14 protein-coding genes are annotated in these 19,221 nt (G+C 69.4%); 8 read left to right on the top strand and 6 right to left on the bottom strand.

The features are described from left to right. Positions 1–19: 19 nt before the first annotated feature. Positions 20–1,279 (bottom strand): alpha/beta fold hydrolase, encoded by a 1,260-nt coding sequence (locus FHR32_RS23630; protein ID WP_184756712.1) that lies wholly within the window; start codon positions 1,277–1,279, stop codon positions 20–22. Between the two features lie 312 nt (positions 1,280–1,591). Between FHR32_RS23630 and FHR32_RS23625 the strand changes: the two genes are divergently transcribed. Beyond that, the gene (locus FHR32_RS23625; protein WP_184756711.1) at positions 1,592–2,335 is read left to right on the top strand and encodes an endonuclease/exonuclease/phosphatase family protein; all 744 of its coding nucleotides are present in this window, start codon (positions 1,592–1,594) and stop codon (positions 2,333–2,335) included. A gap of 5 nt (positions 2,336–2,340) precedes the next feature. On the opposite strand, the gene FHR32_RS23620 is transcribed toward FHR32_RS23625, so the two are convergent. Then, on the bottom strand, positions 2,341–3,372 hold the full coding sequence (locus tag FHR32_RS23620; protein WP_184756710.1) for an endonuclease/exonuclease/phosphatase family protein: 1,032 nt from the start codon (positions 3,370–3,372) through the stop codon (positions 2,341–2,343). A gap of 239 nt (positions 3,373–3,611) precedes the next feature. Between FHR32_RS23620 and FHR32_RS23615 the strand changes: the two genes are divergently transcribed. From FHR32_RS23615 to FHR32_RS23605, 3 genes are all read left to right on the top strand, one after another. Then, positions 3,612–3,941, top strand: a complete 330-nt coding sequence (locus tag FHR32_RS23615; protein ID WP_184756709.1) for a hypothetical protein — start codon at positions 3,612–3,614, stop codon at positions 3,939–3,941. 4 nt (positions 3,942–3,945) lie between these two features. Beyond that, the gene (locus FHR32_RS23610) at positions 3,946–5,283 is read left to right on the top strand and encodes a WXG100-like domain-containing protein (protein WP_184756708.1); all 1,338 of its coding nucleotides are present in this window, start codon (positions 3,946–3,948) and stop codon (positions 5,281–5,283) included. 389 nt (positions 5,284–5,672) lie between these two features. Continuing rightward, positions 5,673–8,219, top strand: a complete 2,547-nt coding sequence (locus FHR32_RS23605) for a discoidin domain-containing protein (protein WP_184756707.1) — start codon at positions 5,673–5,675, stop codon at positions 8,217–8,219. 261 nt (positions 8,220–8,480) lie between these two features. Here the strand turns inward: FHR32_RS23605 and FHR32_RS23600 are convergent, their stop codons facing one another. Beyond that, entirely contained in the window at positions 8,481–9,269 is a 789-nt protein-coding gene (locus FHR32_RS23600; RefSeq protein ID WP_184756706.1) for an SDR family NAD(P)-dependent oxidoreductase, read from the bottom strand. Positions 9,270–9,377: 108 nt separating this feature from the next. Between FHR32_RS23600 and FHR32_RS23595 the strand changes: the two genes are divergently transcribed. From FHR32_RS23595 to FHR32_RS23585, 3 genes are all read left to right on the top strand, one after another. Further along, positions 9,378–9,965: a TetR/AcrR family transcriptional regulator gene (locus tag FHR32_RS23595; protein ID WP_312882676.1), complete on the top strand. Its 588-nt coding sequence runs from the start codon at positions 9,378–9,380 to the stop codon at positions 9,963–9,965. Positions 9,966–10,128: 163 nt separating this feature from the next. Beyond that, positions 10,129–12,177: a serine/threonine-protein kinase gene (locus FHR32_RS23590; protein ID WP_184756705.1), complete on the top strand. Its 2,049-nt coding sequence runs from the start codon at positions 10,129–10,131 to the stop codon at positions 12,175–12,177. A 205-nt stretch (positions 12,178–12,382) separates the two neighbouring features. Then, positions 12,383–14,761 carry an ATP-binding protein gene (locus tag FHR32_RS23585; protein ID WP_184756704.1) on the top strand — a complete coding sequence of 793 codons (2,379 nt, stop codon included), beginning with the start codon at positions 12,383–12,385 and terminating at the stop codon, positions 14,759–14,761. Between the two features lie 105 nt (positions 14,762–14,866). Here FHR32_RS23585 and FHR32_RS23580 read toward each other — a convergent pair whose 3' ends face one another. Both FHR32_RS23580 and FHR32_RS23575 read right to left on the bottom strand, forming a co-directional pair. Next, positions 14,867–15,412 (bottom strand): ATP-binding protein, encoded by a 546-nt coding sequence (locus FHR32_RS23580; RefSeq protein ID WP_184756703.1) that lies wholly within the window; start codon positions 15,410–15,412, stop codon positions 14,867–14,869. Continuing rightward, the gene (locus FHR32_RS23575) at positions 15,409–15,603 is read right to left on the bottom strand and encodes a DUF5999 family protein (RefSeq protein WP_184756702.1); all 195 of its coding nucleotides are present in this window, start codon (positions 15,601–15,603) and stop codon (positions 15,409–15,411) included. The genes FHR32_RS23580 and FHR32_RS23575 overlap by 4 nt, the downstream gene beginning before the upstream one ends. Before the next feature lie 542 nt (positions 15,604–16,145). Here FHR32_RS23575 and FHR32_RS43080 point away from each other — a divergent pair. After that, positions 16,146–17,594, top strand: a complete 1,449-nt coding sequence (locus FHR32_RS43080; protein ID WP_246467380.1) for a CHAP domain-containing protein — start codon at positions 16,146–16,148, stop codon at positions 17,592–17,594. Positions 17,595–17,632: 38 nt separating this feature from the next. On the opposite strand, the gene FHR32_RS23565 is transcribed toward FHR32_RS43080, so the two are convergent. After that, on the bottom strand, positions 17,633–18,007 hold the full coding sequence (locus FHR32_RS23565) for a hypothetical protein (RefSeq protein WP_184756701.1): 375 nt from the start codon (positions 18,005–18,007) through the stop codon (positions 17,633–17,635). Between the last annotated feature and the right edge of the window lie 1,214 nt (positions 18,008–19,221).

Below are 19,221 nucleotides of genomic sequence, written 5' to 3'. Positions count from 1 at the left end.
GCTCAAGAGCGGGGGCCGCTCAGGAGCCGTGGACTCCGCTGACCGTGTCCATCAGGCGGGCCAGCACCTGGCCGCCGGAGACGCGGACGCCGTCGTGCTCCCACTCGTTGGTCACCCAGGTCCGCACGTTGCCGACCGCGCGGGCGGTCCGCGTGGACAGCTCCTCGTCGACGTACATGTCGTCGTAGTAGACGGCGGCGGCCACCGGGACCCGGTTGACGGCCAGCCGTACCGGGTCGTAGAGGTCGGGCCAGGCGCCGTCGGCGGCGAGGATCTCGGCGGCGCCCTTGAAGGGGCGCAGGGCGGCGATCTCGTCGAACATCCAGGGATAGATCATCTCTCCGACGGGGAGCAGCGGGTCCGCGTCGTGGCCGAACTCCTTGGGCAGCAGCCGGTCGGCGGCCCAGCCGGTGGGCGCGCCCTGGGCGTAGATCAACTCGTGCAGCACCGCGTAGAGCGGGCTGCCGATGAATCCGGTGGCCATCATGACCTCGTACAGGAACAGGTCGGAGAGCCGCTCGCCGCTCCAGGCGGTCTCCAGCAGCCAGTGCAGGTATTCCGCGCCGTCGCTCATGCCCAGGCACCGGCCCAGCGTCTGCAGGCGACGGACGGTCAGCGTGTCGCCGTCGGGCAGCAGGACCTCCTCGCGGCGCAGGTACTCGGCCACCGCGTTCAGGCGGGCGTCGTCGCCGGGATAGCGGGCGAAGTAGCGGTCCACCTTGCCGCGGACCCGGGGGTAGGTGCGGGAGTAGACCTCGTCGGCGGAGGCGTCCAGCCCCGGCAGGCCACCCGTCACGTAGCAGGCCCTGAGCCCTTCGGGGGCCCGGGACAGGTAGGTCAGCGTGATGAACCCGCCGTAGCTCTGACCGAGCGTCTCCCAGGGCCGGTCGCCGCAGAGCTCGCGGCGGATCAGCTCGGCGTCGGCCACGATCGAGTCGGCGCGGAAGTGCCTGAGGTAGGCGGCCAGCTCGGCGTCCGTGCCGGCCGGTGTCCCGGCGGTGACGGGTGTGCTCCTGCCGGTCCCCCGCTGGTCGAGCAGGAGCACCCGGTGCGTCCTGAGCGCCTGCCCCAGCCAGCCGTCGGCCGCCTTCGGCCTCGGCGACTTGTCTCCCGGGCCGCCCTGCAGGAAGAGCAGCCACGGCAGCTCCCGCTCTCGCTTGGCCGGGTCCACCGCCTCGCGGGCGAAGACCTCCATCGTCCGGCCGTCCGGGTCGGCGTGGTCGAGCGGGACGGTGAAGACGTGGTCGGTGAGCGCGACACCGGGCAGCAGGACGGTCATCCGGAAACGCTACACCCGCGTTCCGCCTGAGGACCGCCGGCCATCGGCCTCTCGACCGCGTCGCCGAGGTGCACACCCTGAGCGTGATCCCACGACGTCGTGACGGCGGCGCCGGGCCGGCCTCGCCCCATCCGCGCAGGTCCGGCCCGTTGTGCGGACCGGCCTCACCAGGTCCCGCCTGAACCCGTCGCCGAACCCCGACGGGAGTGCCGCCCGACGACCTCTTGCATGGAACAAGGTCCGCTGGTGGGGATGTCCATTTATGGGGCAAACCTCGGTGCGGCCGGTAGGGCGGGGCTAGGCTTGGCGGCCATGGACGTCACGCCAAGCATGAAGTTCAGCTCGGTCAGCGAGCTGGCCGACCAGGTGGACGAGGCCCGCAAGGCCGTGGAGCAGGGCCGCGCCGCCCTCGCGGGAGGCCCCGGAGCCGTCACCTACGTGCCGGTGCCGAGCGTGCCCGGCTCCAACGCGTTCGGCAACACCGACAAGGCCACCGCGGCGGGGTCCGCGCACGCGGATCTGCAGGCGGCGGCCGACGGCCTGGCGGAGATCCTCATCGGGGTGCTCGACTCGGACCAGGGACGGCTTCGCAAGGTCATCACCGCTTTCAAGGAGCTGGACGACGAGATCGCCGACCGTCTCTTCGCCGACGCCGCCAAGGGCTTCGACGTCTACAGCGCCCACGTGCACAGCCACGGTCTGCACAAATATGACGACTTCGTGCGGACCGGTCAGATCGACAAGCTCCACGACGCCATGAACCGCGGCCCGTCGCTGCTGGGCGCCGACCTCAACATCGTGACGAACAACGGCGACAACCCGAAGAACACCTCCTCCGCCGATGCCATCCACGACCTCAAGGAGGAGGGCTACACGGTCTACTCGGGCGCGGCCGACGAGGACGGGAAGGTCGTCGGCACCTCACCCTCGGGCACCCGCATCGACCACGTGACCGGCTCGCCGGGCCTCACCATGAGCGGGCAGCCCGTCCTGGTGGACGGGGCCACCTCCGACCACGACGGCCAGCAGGTCGACGTGGAGATCCCGAACTGGTAGGCCGCTCACCTCGGCCTGATGTTGACCTCCGTCTTGGCCGCGGACCGCCCCTCGCCGTCGTCGATCCGTGTGTCGCCCGTCCCCGGCGCGCTGGCCGGAAGGGTGATGCTTCCGCCGTCGACGTCGAGCTTGATCCGCTCGCTGTCCCCCGTGCCCTCGATGACGTCGCCTTCGCGGACGAGCACGGCGTTGCCGAACGGCGCGTTGATCACGTCCCCGAGGATGGGCAAGTCGTCGCTGGCGTGGTACTTCTTGCTCGCCTCTTCGAACTTGACGTCCCAGTTGTCCCCGGTGCGGCTTTCGAGCTCCTCCTCGAGGTCCCACATGTCGTGCTTGAAGACCTCCTGCACGGTGGCGATGTCCGCGTCCTGGTCGGCGACCACCTGCGCGATCTTGGAGATGTCCTCGCCGGAGTCCGTGCCGGCGGAGTTGCCCGGAGAGTTGCCGGCGCCCTGGCCGACGTTGAGGTTCAGCAGGCGCACCGTACGGGGCTTCCACTGCTTGGCTATCAGGTCGAACTGGTCCTGGTAGAACTTGAGGTCCTGCCGCTTCTCCTCAAGCACCCCGTCCACCCGTTTGCGGATCTCCGTCGCCGTCGAGATCGCCCCGCTGACCAGGCTCGACTGCTCGGCGTCCTTCGGACGGAAGGTCACACCCGCGAGGTCCGTGCTCACCGGCACCGCGTTGAGTTTCCGGCGTTCCTCGTCGAGGAGCCCTTGCTGCACGCGCAGCGTGGTGGCCGTGAGGTCGAGCGTGTCGGCGATGTTGGTCGCCCACGCGCCGAACAGTTCGACATCGGCGGTCAACTTCTTGCGGTAGTCGTTGAACGCGTCAGCGGTGTCGCCCGTCCAGTGTTCGTTGGAGAACACGTTCTGCGCGGCATTGTTGACCTTGCCCTCCGCAGAGCCCGCCTTGGTCCCCAGGCTCCGCCAGGTGTCGGCGAGCATCTCCAGCCGGGCCGGATCGGACTTCAGATCCCACAGGTCGGAGCTGCTGATCGGTGTGGGCCTCGTCTGGCCGTCAGGTTCCGGGGCCATGAATGCCTTCCTTGGTTCCGGGACATCGACACCAGGGTCGCACCAAGACGTCGCCGTCCGCAAGATCATCAAATTACCCCTGTTGTCCCTGTCTGACACCTGGGCACACGCGCACCGCCGATCGCATCCGGCGATCACGTCACCTCCGTACGGGCACGGCCTGCATGCTTACCGTCGAACACCAAGATCCGCTAAAGTCCCATCCGTGAAAGACGGACCGTTGCCGTGGGAGGTGGACGGTGAGTGAGGAACTCCGGTTCGACCACGCATCGCTGAACGAGGCGGGCCGGCACCTGCTGGACACCGCCGATCTGTTCCGGCGGCATACCGGCAACCTGCTCGCAGTCGTCCATGGCACCGGAGGAACGGCATGGGGCGGCAGCGCCACCGGCCAGGACATGGACCAGCTCACCGAACTGCTCCATCAGGCCTGCGGACGGCTTCACGGCAACCTCTACCTGACCGGGGAGGGCGTCCAGACGATGGCGCACACCATGCGCGTGAACGAGCTCGACATTCAGGACACCATCCAGGCCATCACCCCGGCAAGCACCCCCCGCAAGGCCTGACACGATGGCAGTGACCCTCCCAGCCCACCTGCAGTCCCCGTTCGGCCTGCTCGGCGTGGAATGGCCACCAGAAGACGAAGGCCACCTCCACGCGTGCGGGGCGGCCCTCCACGCCTGCGCCACCGCCCTCACCGGCGAGGTGAACCCGACGGCCAACGGCGCCGTCACGCACGCCGCCACGAAGAACTCCGGCGACCACATCGACGAGCTCAACGACCACTGGGCCGACTACCAAGGCGACGACAAGCAGACCGGACACCTGCCGAACCTCGCGGCCTCCCTGCACGCCCTGGCAGACGGCCACAACCTGTTCGCCAAGGTCATCACAATCGTCAAGCTCCTCCTGAAACTCCTCGCGACCTACGCCCTGATCGCCGTGGCCTGGGCGATGACCACGGCAGTGATCTCCGGCGGCCTCGCCGCGCTCCAGGCCCGGAGCTTCATCGCGGCCCTGCGCCTCTTCGCCAAAAAAGCCGTGGCGACCCTGCGCCACAAACTCGAACGATACTTCGGCCAGAAACTGATCCGGGTCGTGGAGACCCGCCTGCGCCGCCTGCTCGGCGCCAAGGCCCCCACATTCTCAGCGGCCGCGAAAGGCTCGCGCTTCGGCAGGGCGGCCGGGCCCGCAGGTGTGCTCGCGACGGCTTCGGGTGCCACGTGGATGATGGAACAGCGGCCGGAAGCGCACCCGCATCCGCCGCCGCAGTCTCCGGAGGAGGGCCCGCGGGACGGGAAGTACGACCTTGGCCCGCCTCGGGATCCCGGGATTCCCTACGACGATCCCTGGCCGTACGACCCCGACGCGCGGCCCTCACCGGGGGACTACGCGCTCTGGTACAAATGGCAGGCGCTGCTGCACGGCGAGGAGGCGATGCCCGGTTACGACGAGGCGGCGGCCACCTTCAAACATTACCTGGACGGCTCCGGCACCGACTACCGGATCGACTACGACAAGGCCTACCACGAGGACAAGGCGGTCCGTGAGGCCGTCGACGCGGAGATACGCCGAGCGCAGGAGAACGCCGAGCGTCTCTACCGGGAGACCGGCCAGCGGGACTTCCAGATGACGGGTGAGCCGGCGAAGGTCACGGACAGCGCGACCAAGAACTGGGAGTACGCACTCGGCCGCCACTCGATCTGGGGCAGCTCCGACGTCAAGGTCAATGGCGATCAGGCGACCATGGAGGTCACCATCCATGCCTATGACCGCTACAACTTCAACCGGGAAGACAAGTGGATCAACCAGGAGAACGGGCGGTTCGAAACCCTGGGATGGGCCAGGTCCTACGACACCCACGGGGCGTTGACCCGCACCGTGACGTGGACACTCCCGCCCAAGTGACCCCCGGCCCGACACCTCCGGCCACGCCGTCCCGGAAGAAGCGCGACCGGCCGTAAGGTCGCGTGCGGGATGCCGTCGCACCCGGATCCCCGACCACTGACGCGATCGGACCGCCGGCCTCCTCGACCATCCGGACGGTATGCGCCAGGGTCCTGTCGCACCGCGCCTTCCGCCCGAACAGGACGGCCCACCCGAGCTTCACCGCCGGTACGAGCGGCGGCGGAGCCGGACGGCTGAACCCGGCTCAGGAGTGAAGCCCCGCCTCTTGACGGCCATCTTTCTAATAAGTTAAATCAAGTAAAGAAATAAGGCGTTGATTTACATCATGTCACCGGTCGCGCCTGCCTGCCGTTAGACCTTCCACCCCCCGATCCCCTGTGGAGACAAGCATGAGAGGTCTGTTCCGTCCTGCCGCTTTATGGGCTGCTTCGGCGGTCGTAGCGGCTCTGATCGCCGTACCGTCCAGTCCGGCCCTGGCGGACACGCTGTTGTCACAGGGCAAGGCCGCGACGGCCTCCTCGTCCGAGAACGGCGGCACCGGCCCGGCCAACGCGGTCGACGGCAACACCGGCACCCGCTGGTCCAGCGTGGCCGGTGACCCGCAGTGGATCCAGGTGGACCTGGGAGCCTCGGCCGGCATCAGCAGGATCGTGCTGAACTGGGAGGCCGCCTACGGCAGCGGGTACAAGATCCAGGCATCCGAGAACGGGACCACCTGGACGGACCTCAAGACCGTCACCGGCGGTGATGGCGGGACCGACACCTGGGACGTCACCGGCAGCGGCCGGTACGTCCGGATGCTCGGCACGACGCGGGCCACCGGCTACGGCTACTCCCTGTGGGAGTTTCAGGTCTTCGGCGCCGGCGGAGGCACCGGAGGCCAGTGCGGAACCACCGATGCCGCGCTGAACAAGACCTCCAGCGCCTCCTCGACCGAGAACGCCGGAACCCCCGCGAGCGCCGCCTTCGACGGCAACGACGGAACCCGCTGGGCCAGCGCCGCCGGCGACGCGCAGTGGATCCAGGTGGACCTCGGTTCGGCCCAGACCGTCTGCAGGATTGACCTGAGGTGGGAGGCCGCGTACGCGAGTGCCTTCAAGCTCCAGGGGTCGGCCAACGGCACCACCTGGACCGACCTGAAGACCGTCACCGGCGCCACCGGCGGCGTTCAGTCACATGACGTGAGCGGCTCCGCCCGGTACGTCCGGATGCAGGGCACCACGCGGGCCACCCCCTACGGCTATTCACTGTGGGAGTTCGCCGTTTACACCACATCGGACGGCCCGGTGATCCCCGGCGGCGGGGAACTGGGCCCGAACGTCCACGTCTTCGACCCGTCGATGTCCAGCGCCGGCATCCAGAGCCAGTTGGACGCGGTCTTCCAGCAGCAGGAGTCGGCCCAGTTCGGCACCGGGCGCCACGCCTTCCTGTTCAAGCCGGGCACCTACAACGTGAACGCCAAGGTCGGCTTCTACACCTCGATCATGGGCCTGGGCCAGTCGCCCGACGACGTCACCCTCAACGGCGTGACCGTCGACGCGGGCTGGTTCGGCGGCAACGCCACCCAGAACTTCTGGCGCTCCACGGAGAACCTGTCGGTCCAGCCGCCCGGCGGCACCAACCAGTGGGCGGTCTCCCAGGCCGCGCCGTTCCGCCGCATGCACATCAAGGGCGCGCTGAACCTGGCACCCACCGGCTACGGCTGGGCCAGCGGCGGCTACATAGCCGACAGCAAGATCGACGGCGCCGTCGGCCCGTACTCGCAGCAGCAGTGGTACACCCGGGACAGCTCCGTCGGCGGCTGGGTCAACGGCGTGTGGAACATGGTGTTCTCCGGGGTGCAGGGCGCTCCCGCCACCGACTTCGCCGGCAAGTCCTACACCACGCTGGACAACACCCCGATCAGCCGCGAGAAGCCGTACCTCTACGCGGACGGCAGCGGCTACCGGGTGTTCGTCCCCTCCAAGCGGACCAACGCGAGCGGCGTGAGCTGGGCGAACGGGCCCACCCCCGGCACCTCGCTCCCGCTCAGCCAGTTCTACGTCGCCAAGCCCGGCGACTCGGCCGCGACCATCAACGCCGCGCTCGGCCAGGGCCTGAACCTGCTGCTCACCCCCGGCATCTACAACCTCAACCAGCCGATCAACGTGACCCGGGCGAACACCGTGGTCCTGGGCCTCGGCCTGGCCACGATCATCCCGGGCGGCGGCGCCAGCGCGGTCAAGGTGGCCGACGTGGACGGCGTGAAACTCGCCGGCTTCCTGGTCGACGCGGGCCCGCAGAAGTCCGACGTGCTCATCGAGGTCGGCCCGCAGGGGTCGAGCGCGGACCACGCCGCCAACCCGACCACGCTGCAGGACGTGTTCGTCCGGATCGGCGGCGCCTTCGCCGGCAACGCCACCACCAGCGTGGTCGTCAACAGCGACGACGTGATCATCGACCATACCTGGCTGTGGCGCGGTGACCACGGTGACGGCATCGGCTGGAACGTCAACACCGCCGAGACCGGCCTGATCGTCAACGGCGACGACGTCCTGATCACCGGCCTGTTCGTCGAGCACTACCGCAAGTACGACGTGGAGTGGTACGGCGAGCGCGGCCGGACGATCTTCTTCCAGAACGAGAAGGCGTACGACCCGCCGAACCAGGCGGCCTACATGAACGGCAGCACCAAGGGGTGGGCGGCCTACAAGGTCGGCCCCGCGGTCAACACCCACGAGGGCTGGGGTCTCGGCAGCTACGTCTACTTCAACGTCGATCCGACGATCGAGGTGGAAAACGGGTTCGAGACTCCGGCGAAGCCGGGCGTCAAGTTCCACAGCCTGCTCACCGTGTCCCTCGGCGGCAACGGCCGGGTCAACCACGTGATCAACGGCACCGGAGGCCCCGCCTCCGGCACGGCGACGGTCCCCTCCAAGGTCGTCTCCTACCCGTGAGGTCCTGAACCCGCCTGATCAGCGGTGGTCACCCCGCTCTCCTCGCCGATCAGGCGTTCCACCCCGCGTGGTGGGTCTCCGCTACCGCAGGGAGGCCCACCGCGTCCGCGAGGAGACCGGCATGCCGGCGCTCGGGACCGGTGGTCGCCGTTGTCGTGGAGTCCGTCGGGATCGAGACGGCGCTCTACAAGCCGGGCGACCTCCCGGCGCGGCCGTGGCGGGCAGCCCGCCACGGAGAGCCGGGAGGCTGCCCGCGCCGGCTCAGACGGTCTTGACCGCTCCGCCGTCGATCAGATAGTCGGCGCCGCTGACGCTGGCGGCGTGGGGGGAGGCGAGGTGGACGACCAGGGCGGCCACCTCGGCCGGCTCGACCAGACGGCCCGTGGTCATGCCCGACCAGGCCGGGAGCTGCGCCAGCACCTGCCCGTGCTCCAGTCCCATCGACCTGGCGAGCGCCGCGCCGTACCCGGCCGGGTCCTCCCACATGGCGGTGCGCACCGGGCCGGGAGAGACGGTGTTGACGCGCACCCCCCTGGGACCGAACTCCTCGGCGAGAGCCTTGCCGAACGCGGTCAGCGCCGCCTTCGCGGTGGTGTAGGCGACCGGCCCGGCGTGCGGCATCCGGGCTCCGTTGGAAGAGATGTTGACGATGCCTCCCCGGCTCCGCAGGAGGCTGGGAAGCGCGGCCCGGGTGGCGCGGACCGCGCTGAGGAAGTTGAGGTCGAACGCCTGCCGCCACTGCTCGTCGTCGAATCCCAGGAAGCCGTCCGTCTGGCCCTCGCCACCGTCGCCACCGCCGACGTTGTTGACGAGCAGGTCGACCTCGCCGAACTCCGCCAGCGCCGCACCGACCAGCAGCGCCGGGCCGTCCGGGGTGGACAGGTCCACGGGCACGGCGACCGCGCCGGTCTCCTTCAGCCCGGGTGTGACCGTACGCGCGCCGGCCATCACCCGCATCCCCTCGGCGGTGAGCGCGGACACGATCGCCAGCCCGATCCCGCGGCTGGCCCCGGTCACCACGGCGGTCTTCCCGTTCAGTCGCATGTCCATGAGGATCCTTTCACGATTCGCATCACCAAAGACGCATTGAACGTACTAAATGCAACATCAATGGTGCAACTGATGCCGGTATGGCGTCTCTGGTGTAGTCTCCGATCCGTGACCGAAGGAGAGATGGCGAGCCACGGCGGCCGAGCGCGCCGCGCGGATGCCGAGCGGACCGTGCTGACGATCCTGGAGGCGGCCGAACGGGTTCTGAGCAGGAATCCCGCCGCGACCATGGAGCAGATCGCCGAGGCCGCCGGCGTCGCCCGCACCACCGTTCACCGCCGGTTCGCCTCCCGTGAGGCACTCGTGGGCGCCATGACGGCCTGGGCCACCCGCCAGTTCGACGCGGCCGTGGAGTCCGCCCACTCCTCGACGGCTCCGCCGCTGGTCGTCCTTCACCAGGTGACCGCGAACGTCCTCCGCGTCAAGATCGACTGGGGGTTCGCCATGAGCCGGACCTCCACGGGTGACTCCGAGGTCAACCAGGTCCACGCCTCCGTGCTGGACAGGTGCGACCAGATGTTCCGCCGTGCCCGCGAGACCGGCGTCCTGCGGCCCGATGCCGATCTCCTCTGGACCCGGCGCGTCTACTACGCCCTCATCCACGAGGCGGCGCAGAGCGAGGGCGACCCCGACACCCTCGCCATCCAGGTCATCGACACCCTGCTCCGAGGGGTCGGCACCGGAGCAGACCGCTGAACGGTCCCTGCGGAGACAGCACGCCTCAGCCCACGCATCAGACCCCCGCAGCCGGTGACAAAAGATAATCACCTCACCACCCTCCGCGAAAGTTCGCGAACCATGACAACCGACCGCGGGGGTGAGACCGTCGAACAGACAACGGCGCTCGGAGGGGGACTGAATGGTTCCGGGATACCGCGAGGTGCGAGAGCTCGGCACCGGAGGGAGCGGCCGGGTGGTGCTGGCCACCTATACCTCCACCGGCGCCTACGTGGCCATCAAATACCTGAGCGCCGCCCTGCGGGACGACCACGCGTTCATGACGTGCTTCCGCGAGCACGCACGGATCATGGTGGAGCTGCGTGACCCGAACATGGTCCGGTTCTACGAGTACTACGAGGACGTGCTCGAAGCCGCGGTCGTGATGGAACTGGTGGACGGCGTCGCGCTCAGGAAGATCCTGGACGAGCACGGCACCACGAGTCCCGAGGCCGCGCTGGCGGTGCTCAAGGGTTCACTGGCCGGCCTGGCGGCCGCGCACTCCGCAGGGGTCGCGCACCGCGACTACAAGCCGGAGAACGTGCTGATCCAGGCGGACGGCACCGGCAAGCTGGCCGACTTCGGCATCGCCGCCCGGTCAGGGGAGGAGGACACGCCCGCGGGCACCCCGTCCTACTCGGCGCCCGAGCTGTGGGCGGGGGAGCCGGCCGGCCCCGCGAGCGACGTGTACGCCGCCACATGCGTGTTCTTCGAGTGCCTCACCGGGCGCAGGCCATACGGGACGGACCACCCCACCACGCTCATGCACCGGCACCGGACGGCGCCGATCCCGCTGGAGGCGGTGCCGAGCTCGGTGCGCAAGCTGATCGCCCGGGGCATGGCCAAGGACCGGGCTGACCGGCCGCCGACAGCGGAGGCGTTCGTCGCGGAGCTGGAGACGGCGGCGCTGTCGGCCTACGGGCCCGAATGGGAACAGCGTGGCCGACGGCATCTGGCCGAGCTCGCCACGCTGCTGGCGCTGACGTTCCCGCTGGCCAGGTCCACGTCGCCGGTGAGCGGCTCACCGGCGCGGAGTGCAGCCGGCCGGATGGGCGGGATACGCCGTCCCCGGCCGGGTCCCCGGGTGCTGGCCGGGGTGGCGGTGATCACCGCTGCGGTCACCGTCGGCCTGGTCGCCGCCGGCCGGACACCTGACAGGCTCTCCGCCGACGCGATCTTCACTCCGGCGCCTCGGCCGCCCGCGGGCGAGGCGCCGGGGCCTCCGGCGAAGACTCCCTCGGGAAGGGACACGGGATCTCCGCCGCCCGAGCCGGTCACCACTCTCGGGCCGTCGCGGCGCGCCGGCACCGGCCAGGCCGCGCCCTCCTCGGAGAGCGCCAACCCGGACCGTCCCACCCGCCCCACCCGTCCTGCCCACCCCGCCCCGACCCCGTCGAGGACTCCCCCGGCGGCGCCCAGCCCGACCCCCACGGTGCCGCCGCCGCCCGCGCAGACGGTCAGCGGCCTGACGATCACCGGCATCGACACGGGCGGCACCACGATCGGCCTGCGGGCGTCGACCACGGCGGACGTCGTACTCACCGTCGGGTTCGCCGAGGGACAGGCCCCCGACCGGCTCACAGAGGCACCCTCGCGCCGCTTCACGCTCACCGGAGCCGATGTCTACTCACCCACCGTTCCGCACGCCTTCACGGTCCCGGCCTGCGGGCAGACCCTCTACCGGCGGGTAACGGTCTCCACCTCGCCTCAGGCCGCCGGTGGCCCGCAGAGCCGCACGACGGAGGTCAGGGGCGCCCCGTGTCCGGCGCCCTCGGTCGAGAGCGTGGACATCACCTCCTTCGACGGCACCACGGTCCGCTTCCGGGTCCGGACCGTCGGCACCTCCGCGGTGACGGTGAAGCTGGGGTCCGCCCAGAAGGTCGTCGGTGGTGGGGGCGGGTTCACCAGCGACGTCCAGACCCTGGAGCTGTCCGGCCAGACCGACTACGCGCGCGAGGTCTCCCTGAGGTTCGCCCCACTGCCCGGATGCGGCGAGTACGCCCACCGGGTGGTGACGATCACCACCGTCCCCGGCGGTGACATGCGGTCCAGCGATATGAGGCTCAGCCTGCCCCCCTGCGCCCCGGACCCGAGTCCCGACGGCTCGGAGCAGGCCACCGACGACGGGCCCGTTCCCGACGGATCCGCCGGAGGCGACACCCTTGTGAGCCGGTCGGCCCCACCGGCTTGATGATCGACGGCAGGTGACCGGGCCACGATGGTGCGCCGGCCGCCGCGCGCTCCCGCGCCGTCGGATTCATGGCCGGAGGGGGCGGTGCGAGCGGTGCCATCGCGACATGACAGGTGCGGCAGAAACGGCCTGGACATAATGTGGATGCTGTCGGCCCGTTTCCAGCGCACGGTGACCCACTGGCCGGAGCCGACGCGAGGCGCTGATGAGCACAACGACACCGACCGATCCGAAGCGCAGGCAGGCCGCGGGCCTGCCTGCCGAGGTGACCAGTTTCGTGGGGCGTCGGCACGAGGTGGCCGAGACCAGACGGCTGCTGTGCGAGGCGCGCCTGCTGACTCTCACCGGCGTCGGCGGGGTCGGCAAGACCAGGCTCGCCCTACGGGTCGCGGCCGAGATGGGGCGGGCCTTCCGGGACGGCGTGTGGCTGGTCGACCTCGCCGGGCTGCCGAGTCCCGAACTGCTCGTCCAGTCGGTGACCGAGGCGATGAAGATCCAGGTCCACTCCTCCCGGCCGCTCATGGAGGTGCTCACCGATCACCTGCGCGACAGGCAGGTACTGTTGATCCTGGACAACTGCGAGCACCTGTTACGCGACTGCGCCGTGTTGGCCGAAACGCTGATCCGCTCCACGTCCGCCGTGCGGATTCTCGCCACCAGCCGCCAGCCTCTGGGCATCGTCGGCGAGCAGACGATGCCCGTGCCGACACTCTCCGTGCCGTCTCCCGGCATCTCGCGCCTCCCCATCGGATCGCTCGCGCAGTGTGACGCGATACGGCTGTTCGTCGAGCGGGCGAGGGCCGTCCTGCCGGATTTCGCCCTCACCGAGGACAACCGGGACGCCGTGGAGTGGATCTGCCGCCGGCTGGACGGCATTCCGCTCGCGATCGAACTGGCGGCCGTCCGGCTGCGGGCGCTCACCGTCGAGCAACTGCTGGCCAGGCTGGACGACCGGTTCCGGATGCTCACCGCCGGATCGCCGGCGGCACTGCCCCGCCAGCAGACACTGCGCGCGCTGATCGACTGGAGCCATGCCCTGTGCACCGAGCGGGAGAGGCTGCTGTGGGCGCGCGTATCGGTGTTCTCCGACGGCCTGGATCTGGAGGCCGCCGAGGAGATCTGCTCCGGTGAGGGGATCGACCGCGAGGAGGTCGCCGAACTGGTGATGGGGCTGGTGGACAAGTCCATCCTGGTGAGAGATGATCATCCGTCCCATCTCCCGGCGGCGCGGTACCGACTGCTGGAGACGGTCCGGCAGTACGGCCAGGAGCGGCTGGTGGCCTCCGGGCAGGAGAGCGCGCTGCAACAGCGGCACCGCGACTACTACCGGAAGCTCGCGGCTGAGGCGTACACGCAACGGTTCGGCCCGCTCCAGGTGGCCTGGTTCAGCAGGCTACGGCTTGAGCACGCCAACCTGCGCAGCGCCCTGGAGTACTGCTTCACCGAGCCGACGGCCCCTGCGGCCGGCCTGGAAATGACTGCTGACCTGCTCTATCACTGGATCACGAGCTACTATCTCTCCGAGGGACGCCGCTGGCTGGACCGGGCACTCCTCGCCGACACCGCACCGAGCGAGGTACGGGCCCGCGCACTGTGGGCCAACAGCTGGCTGGCCATCATCCAGGCCGACATCGCCTCCGCCACGGTCATGCTGCGAGAGGCCCGGGCGCTCGGGGAGCAGCTGGGGCAACAGGCGCCTCTTGCCTACGCCGCGCTCTACTCGGGGATGGTCGCCATGTATCGGGGAGACGCCGAATCCGCGATCCCGCTCTACCAGGAGGCCATCGCCCTCCACCGCGCCACCGGTGACCCGATGGGCCTGGCACTGGGACTCATCCGGCTCTCCCTGGCCTACTCCTTCCAGGGCGACTCCCCACACGCGGTCTCCATCGGGGAGGACTGTCTCGCCCTCTGCGATGCCCATGGGGAGAACTGGCACAGGGCGTACATGATGATGGCACTCGGCATCGAGATCTGGCGGCAGGGCGACGTCCGGCGCGCGACCGAACTGGAGAAGGAGAGCCTGAGGTTCAACCGCTCGCTCGACGATCTGCTGGGCGTGGGGATCAATCTGGAGGTGCTGGCCTGGATCGCCGCCACACAGAACCAGTACCAGAGGGCGGCCAGGCTGCTGGGAATCCTGGACACCGTCTGGCGGGCGGTCGAAGCGCCGCTGTCCGGATACGGGCATCTGATCCGTTACCACGATGAATGCGAGGCCCGGACCCGCGAGGCTCTCGGGGAAGCGGCCTTCGACGCGGCCGTCAGACGAGGTGCCGCGACCCCCTACGCGGAAGCCCTCTCCTTCGCCCTCGAAGAGAGGGAGAGCACGGCGGGGAAGCCCTCCGAGGGGACCAGGGAGCCGTCACCGCTGACCCGCAGAGAAACGGAGATCGCCCGGCTCGTCGCCCAAGGTCTGAGCAACAAGGACATCGCGGCTTCGCTGGTGATCGCCCAGCGCACCGCCGAGGGGCACATCGAGCACATCCTGAACAAGCTCGGCTTTCACTCGCGTGCCCAGATCGCCGTCTGGATCGGCGAGCAGATCCGGGACGTGGACGGCGAGCACCCGTCCGGCACCTGACCGCGGCCCTCGCGCCGCCCAGGGGACGCCGGAGCAGGCGCGCGTGGTGACCTCGCCTGTTCCGGCGTCCCGGCCGAAGGGATGGAAAGGGGAGAAGAGGGCCCTTCAGCCCTGGAAAATGGCATGTGTGGGCAGTTCAAACCAGACGGCCTTGCCCATGGCTGTCCCGGCGCTCCCCCAGCAGCAGGACAGCAGCTCGAGCAGGTGCAGCCCGCGTCCTCCCTCATCGTCCTCGCGGGCCCGGCACGGGCGGGGAAGAGCGGGGCTGTCGTCCTCGACCTCGCAGCGCAGCAGGCCGTCCTCGAAGAGAAGGGCGAGCCGGATCGTTCCCCGCGCGTGGTGCAGGGCGTTGGTGACCAGTTCGCTGACGAGGAGCTCGACGATCCCGGCCTGTCCGTCGAGGTCGCGGCCGGCCAGCCAGTCGCGGGCCAGATGGCGGGCACGGGGCACGGAGGACGGCACTGGCGGGAGCAGCCATGAGACCTGCTGGCTGCCCGGCTCGCCGAAGGCAGGGCGGACCTCGACGCGGAGCCGGCCGAGGACGGTCCTGAGCTGATACCGGAGACGGACGGATCCGCGCATACCGGCGGAGGCCGCCGGGCCGCTCTGCGACAGCCCGTCCGGATGGTCGGCCAGGACGTAGGGACTCATGCCGCCTGCCCGCAGGGCTGACCGTGGACCGGGATGCTGCGCCCGTCGGGCAGGAGCCCGCCGGTGTCGTCGAAGACCACCACCCCGTTGCAGAGCAGCCCCCACCCCTGCTCCGGGTGGAAAGCCACCAGGGCCGCGGCCTCGTGATCGAGCGCGTTCACGGGAGGACATTGAGCTTGGTGCTGACACATGGCTCGTACCTTCGATTCCTTGGGACTACGGCGGAGCCTTACCGTTCGTACCAGGGTCCCTCACCCAAGAAGTGGACATAACGGGATAAATACCCATCCTTATACCTACTTCCGAGGGGTCCCCTTGGGGCTGGGATGGGGTACACCCCTCCGGCCCTCCCGCGACCTCCACCGCCCGGGGCACGGGACGGGCCGGCAAGGACGGCCGGCCCGCATGATCCGAAGATTTTTTGCCCGGTCGACCGAAGGGGTAAAAATCCTAAAAGAGCCTCTGACGTCGGCATTCGCCGCCCAATCGACACTACGTCCACTTTGAGCGCTCTTTAAGCTGTCTTGACCTTCGATTACCACCGGGTAGCCTCCCTGGTCACGGAAGACAACTGGTCAATGGTGCCGCCACACACGTCACGACCGTCCCCCTGGATCGGTCCGCGTGAACGCGCCATCGCTCAACCCGTCTCCCGGTAGCCGGGTTGCGAGGGCGGCGCGACCATGCCTCCATGGCTGCCGGGGGTCCCTCGAAACGATCTATGACCCCTGAGATGCAGAAGTTCATCGAACTGCTGGAGAACGAGCTCGGATACTCCGAGAAGAGCGGCGGTTACACCAAGTTCGGCCACTGGTACGGCAACCACGTCGAGTTCGACGCCGACTACACCGCGGCACCCTGGTGTGACATGTACCTGTCCTGGGCGGCCGACAAGCTCGGTTACCAGGACTGGGTGGGGCAGTTCGCCTACACCGTTCACCACGCCGAGTGGTTCAAGGAACAGGGCGCCTGGGGCACCACCCCCAGCCCAGGCGCCATCGTCTTCTTCGACTGGAGCGGCTCAAAGAAGATCGACAACATCGATCACGTGGGGATCGTCACCAAGGTGGCGGGCAGGACGATCCACACGATCGAGGGGAACATCGACGGAGGCGTCGCCAAGCGTAAGGAACGCGACACCGGCAAGGTCGTCGGCTACGGGTATCCGGAGAAGATCAAGGCCCGGATGGACAAGGAGGCGTCCCAGAAGCAGACGGTCGTCACCGCCGACGCGCAGTCGGGCAACTCGGTGGCGCTGACCTCAGGGCCCAACCTGCTCGCGCTGGTCCCCGCGCCCGACCTCACGAGGGAGCACGACACCTCAGCGAGCCGCCCCGCCGCGGCCAAGGCCCGCTCCAAGCACGCCAAACCCGGCGGCGAGCACGCAGCGTCCTCCTCCGGGGACGGGAAGCCCACCCCGGCGAGCACCCCGGGGCCCGGCCAGAGCGCCGTCCTCCCTCGGGCGTCAGCCGACCGTGGGGCCACCGGCGGCAAGCACGCCAAGCCCGCCACCGCGGACACGAACGCCCTCGCGGCGGCCCCCGCGGCTCTCCACAGCGACCTCCCCCCGCACGTCCCCCAGCTTGGCACTCCCGCTGTGCTGGCCCCGGTACTGCTCGCCGCGGTCGCGATCATCGCCCACACCAAGGTCCGGCAGTCGAAGGTACGGCTCGCCCTCGCCGAGAGGGACGCCGCCCCCGCCCGCCCGTCCCGCCGGGCTCCGGGCGGCCGTGCACCCGGCCGCCGCGCTCCCGGTCGCCGCCGGATCACCAAGGGCGCCCCCGCCCCCGCCAGAGAACTGCGGACCACCAGGGAGATCGTTCCCGAGACCACTCTCCCGGCGGCCACGACGGCCTGGCTCCCCTCGGCCACCACGACCTCCCTCCCCCGCGTCGAGGAGATCAGCGGGACCGGCTTCTTCCGGACCGAGGAGATCGGCCCGGTTCCCCGCCGTCATGACGGCCCCCGTGTCCCCTACCAGGGCAGGCGCCGTCTCCGAGAGCGGCCGGCCGCCGAGACCTCCGCCTTCGTCCCGGACGCCCCCCTGCGCGGCCGGCGCCATCGCCGGGTCGAGCCCGTGGTCAGCACGACCATCCCGGCCGGCCCACTCCCCGCCGAACCCACCGACGTCCTGGTCCACAGTGGCTACCGGGGGCGGCGCCGGGCGAGGGTAGCGGTCTGACCGGACGGGACAGCGGTCCGGAAGATGGGGGTGGCAGGTCACCGCTCGTCGGGCGGGCGCTGCCCCAGGGTGCGGCGCAGCTGCTCCAACTCCGCCTCAAGTCCGGCGATCCGGGTGTTCGCGCCGGGGCCGGGGTTCTGCTGCGGCGCTCCGTACAGCACCCACGGCAGAATCGGCGAGGAGCTCTCGTTCTTGCCCGCGGTGACGGCCTGCTGGGAGTCGGAGATGTACCGGGCGACGTAGGGATGGTTCGGCTGCAGTGCCTGGACCTCACGGAACTTGGGCAGCGCATCGGAGTAGGGGTTGGCGAAGAAGAGGCCGAGCGCCTCGTTGTAGGTCTTCGTCGTCACCGACTCGGCCGACTTGATGTTCTTCTCGTTCAGTTTCTCCCTGATGTCGTGCCCGGTTGACACCGGGCACGACACCCGCGCTTTCTCCGGCTTCCTCAGCCCACGGACGCGATCCTGGCGAGGCACACCCCAGGAGCCTTATAGGTCCAATAGCTCAACGAGGACCCGATAGACACGGGTATGCACGACCAACAGGTCACGCAGGCCCCGGAACCCGAATTGGGGTTCCCGGGATTCACCTGGCCAGGGCGCCCGACGGGACCGGGAGGACCCTCAGGACCGGGAGGACCGGGAGGACCGGGAGGACCGGGAGGACCGGGAGGACCTTCAGGCCCGGGAGGACCCACGGGAACAGACAGCGGACCGCCGACAGGGCCGGTGAGACCGGTCGGACCAGTCGGACCAGTCGGGCCCATGGGACCAGTGGCACCCGTGGGACCGGTGGGACCGACAAACCCTGTAAGGCCGGTCGGACCCGCCGGACCTGCCGGACCCATAAGGCCGGTCGGACCTGCCGGACCCGCCGGACCTGCCGGACCCATAAGGCCGGTCGGACCTGCCGGACCTGCAGGACCCATAAGGCCGGTCGGACCTGCCGGACCCGCCGGACCTGCCGGACCCACAAGGCCGATGGCACCGTCTATCCCGTTGGCCCTGTTGACCCCGTTGACCCCGTCGATGCCGTCGATGCCGTCGATGCCGTCGATGCCCCGAATACCCGAGGCGCACGAAGGACCCGGCTGACCGTCCCTGCCGTTCAGGCCGTCCCTGCCATCTCTGCCATCCCTGCCGTGCCTACCGTCTCTACGGTCACAGTCGCGGTGTCCACGCCAGCATCCGCAGTGCCTCCGGCAGCATCCGCAATGCCTTCTCCGGCATCCACAGTGACCACCCGAGCAGTGGCGAGGAGCCCTCCTCGCCACGACATGCGTGGGGGGAGCCGAGACCGGGATGGGGATTCCATCGCTGGCATCGGACGGGGACGCGACCACTTCCACCTGTCCGGTGTCGGCACTCGCCGGGGCTGGATTCGACGAGACGACGAGGGCACCGGCCGCGGCCGCCATGGCCAAGGCCCCGATACGCTTACCGAAGATAGTACTTAATGTCCATTTATTTACACGGTAAAGCACTTAACTTCCCCTGACGTTCTTCATGACGGGAAATTCTGATCGATCACGCCGCTACAGCAACGTTTAGCCAGAAAGTATCTTCAGAGCACAGGAGACCCCTCGTTGACATAGTTCAGAAAAAGCAAATAAATGCTATGGACATAA

Origin of the sequence: Streptosporangium album (assembly GCF_014203795.1) — a bacterium.
Taxonomy (GTDB): Bacteria; Actinomycetota; Actinomycetes; order Streptosporangiales; family Streptosporangiaceae; genus Streptosporangium; species Streptosporangium album.
This window is presented reverse-complemented; position numbering and strand designations above follow the sequence as displayed.

Excerpts from the sequence above, each read along its gene's own strand:
- FHR32_RS23600 (WP_184756706.1), bottom strand. The coding sequence starts at position 9,269 with ATGGACATGCGACTGAACGGGAAGACCGCCGTGGTGACCGGGGCCAGC.
- FHR32_RS23605 (WP_184756707.1), top strand. The coding sequence starts at position 5,673 with ATGAGAGGTCTGTTCCGTCCTGCCGCTTTATGGGCTGCTTCGGCGGTC.
- FHR32_RS23620 (WP_184756710.1), bottom strand. The coding sequence starts at position 3,372 with ATGGCCCCGGAACCTGACGGCCAGACGAGGCCCACACCGATCAGCAGC.
- FHR32_RS43080 (WP_246467380.1), top strand. The coding sequence starts at position 16,146 with ATGCAGAAGTTCATCGAACTGCTGGAGAACGAGCTCGGATACTCCGAG.
- FHR32_RS23610 (WP_184756708.1), top strand. The coding sequence starts at position 3,946 with ATGGCAGTGACCCTCCCAGCCCACCTGCAGTCCCCGTTCGGCCTGCTC.
- FHR32_RS23575 (WP_184756702.1), bottom strand. The coding sequence starts at position 15,603 with ATGTGTCAGCACCAAGCTCAATGTCCTCCCGTGAACGCGCTCGATCAC.
- FHR32_RS23590 (WP_184756705.1), top strand. The coding sequence starts at position 10,129 with ATGGTTCCGGGATACCGCGAGGTGCGAGAGCTCGGCACCGGAGGGAGC.
- FHR32_RS23625 (WP_184756711.1), top strand. The coding sequence starts at position 1,592 with ATGGACGTCACGCCAAGCATGAAGTTCAGCTCGGTCAGCGAGCTGGCC.
- FHR32_RS23630 (WP_184756712.1), bottom strand. The coding sequence starts at position 1,279 with ATGACCGTCCTGCTGCCCGGTGTCGCGCTCACCGACCACGTCTTCACC.
- FHR32_RS23580 (WP_184756703.1), bottom strand. The coding sequence starts at position 15,412 with ATGAGTCCCTACGTCCTGGCCGACCATCCGGACGGGCTGTCGCAGAGC.
- FHR32_RS23585 (WP_184756704.1), top strand. The coding sequence starts at position 12,383 with ATGAGCACAACGACACCGACCGATCCGAAGCGCAGGCAGGCCGCGGGC.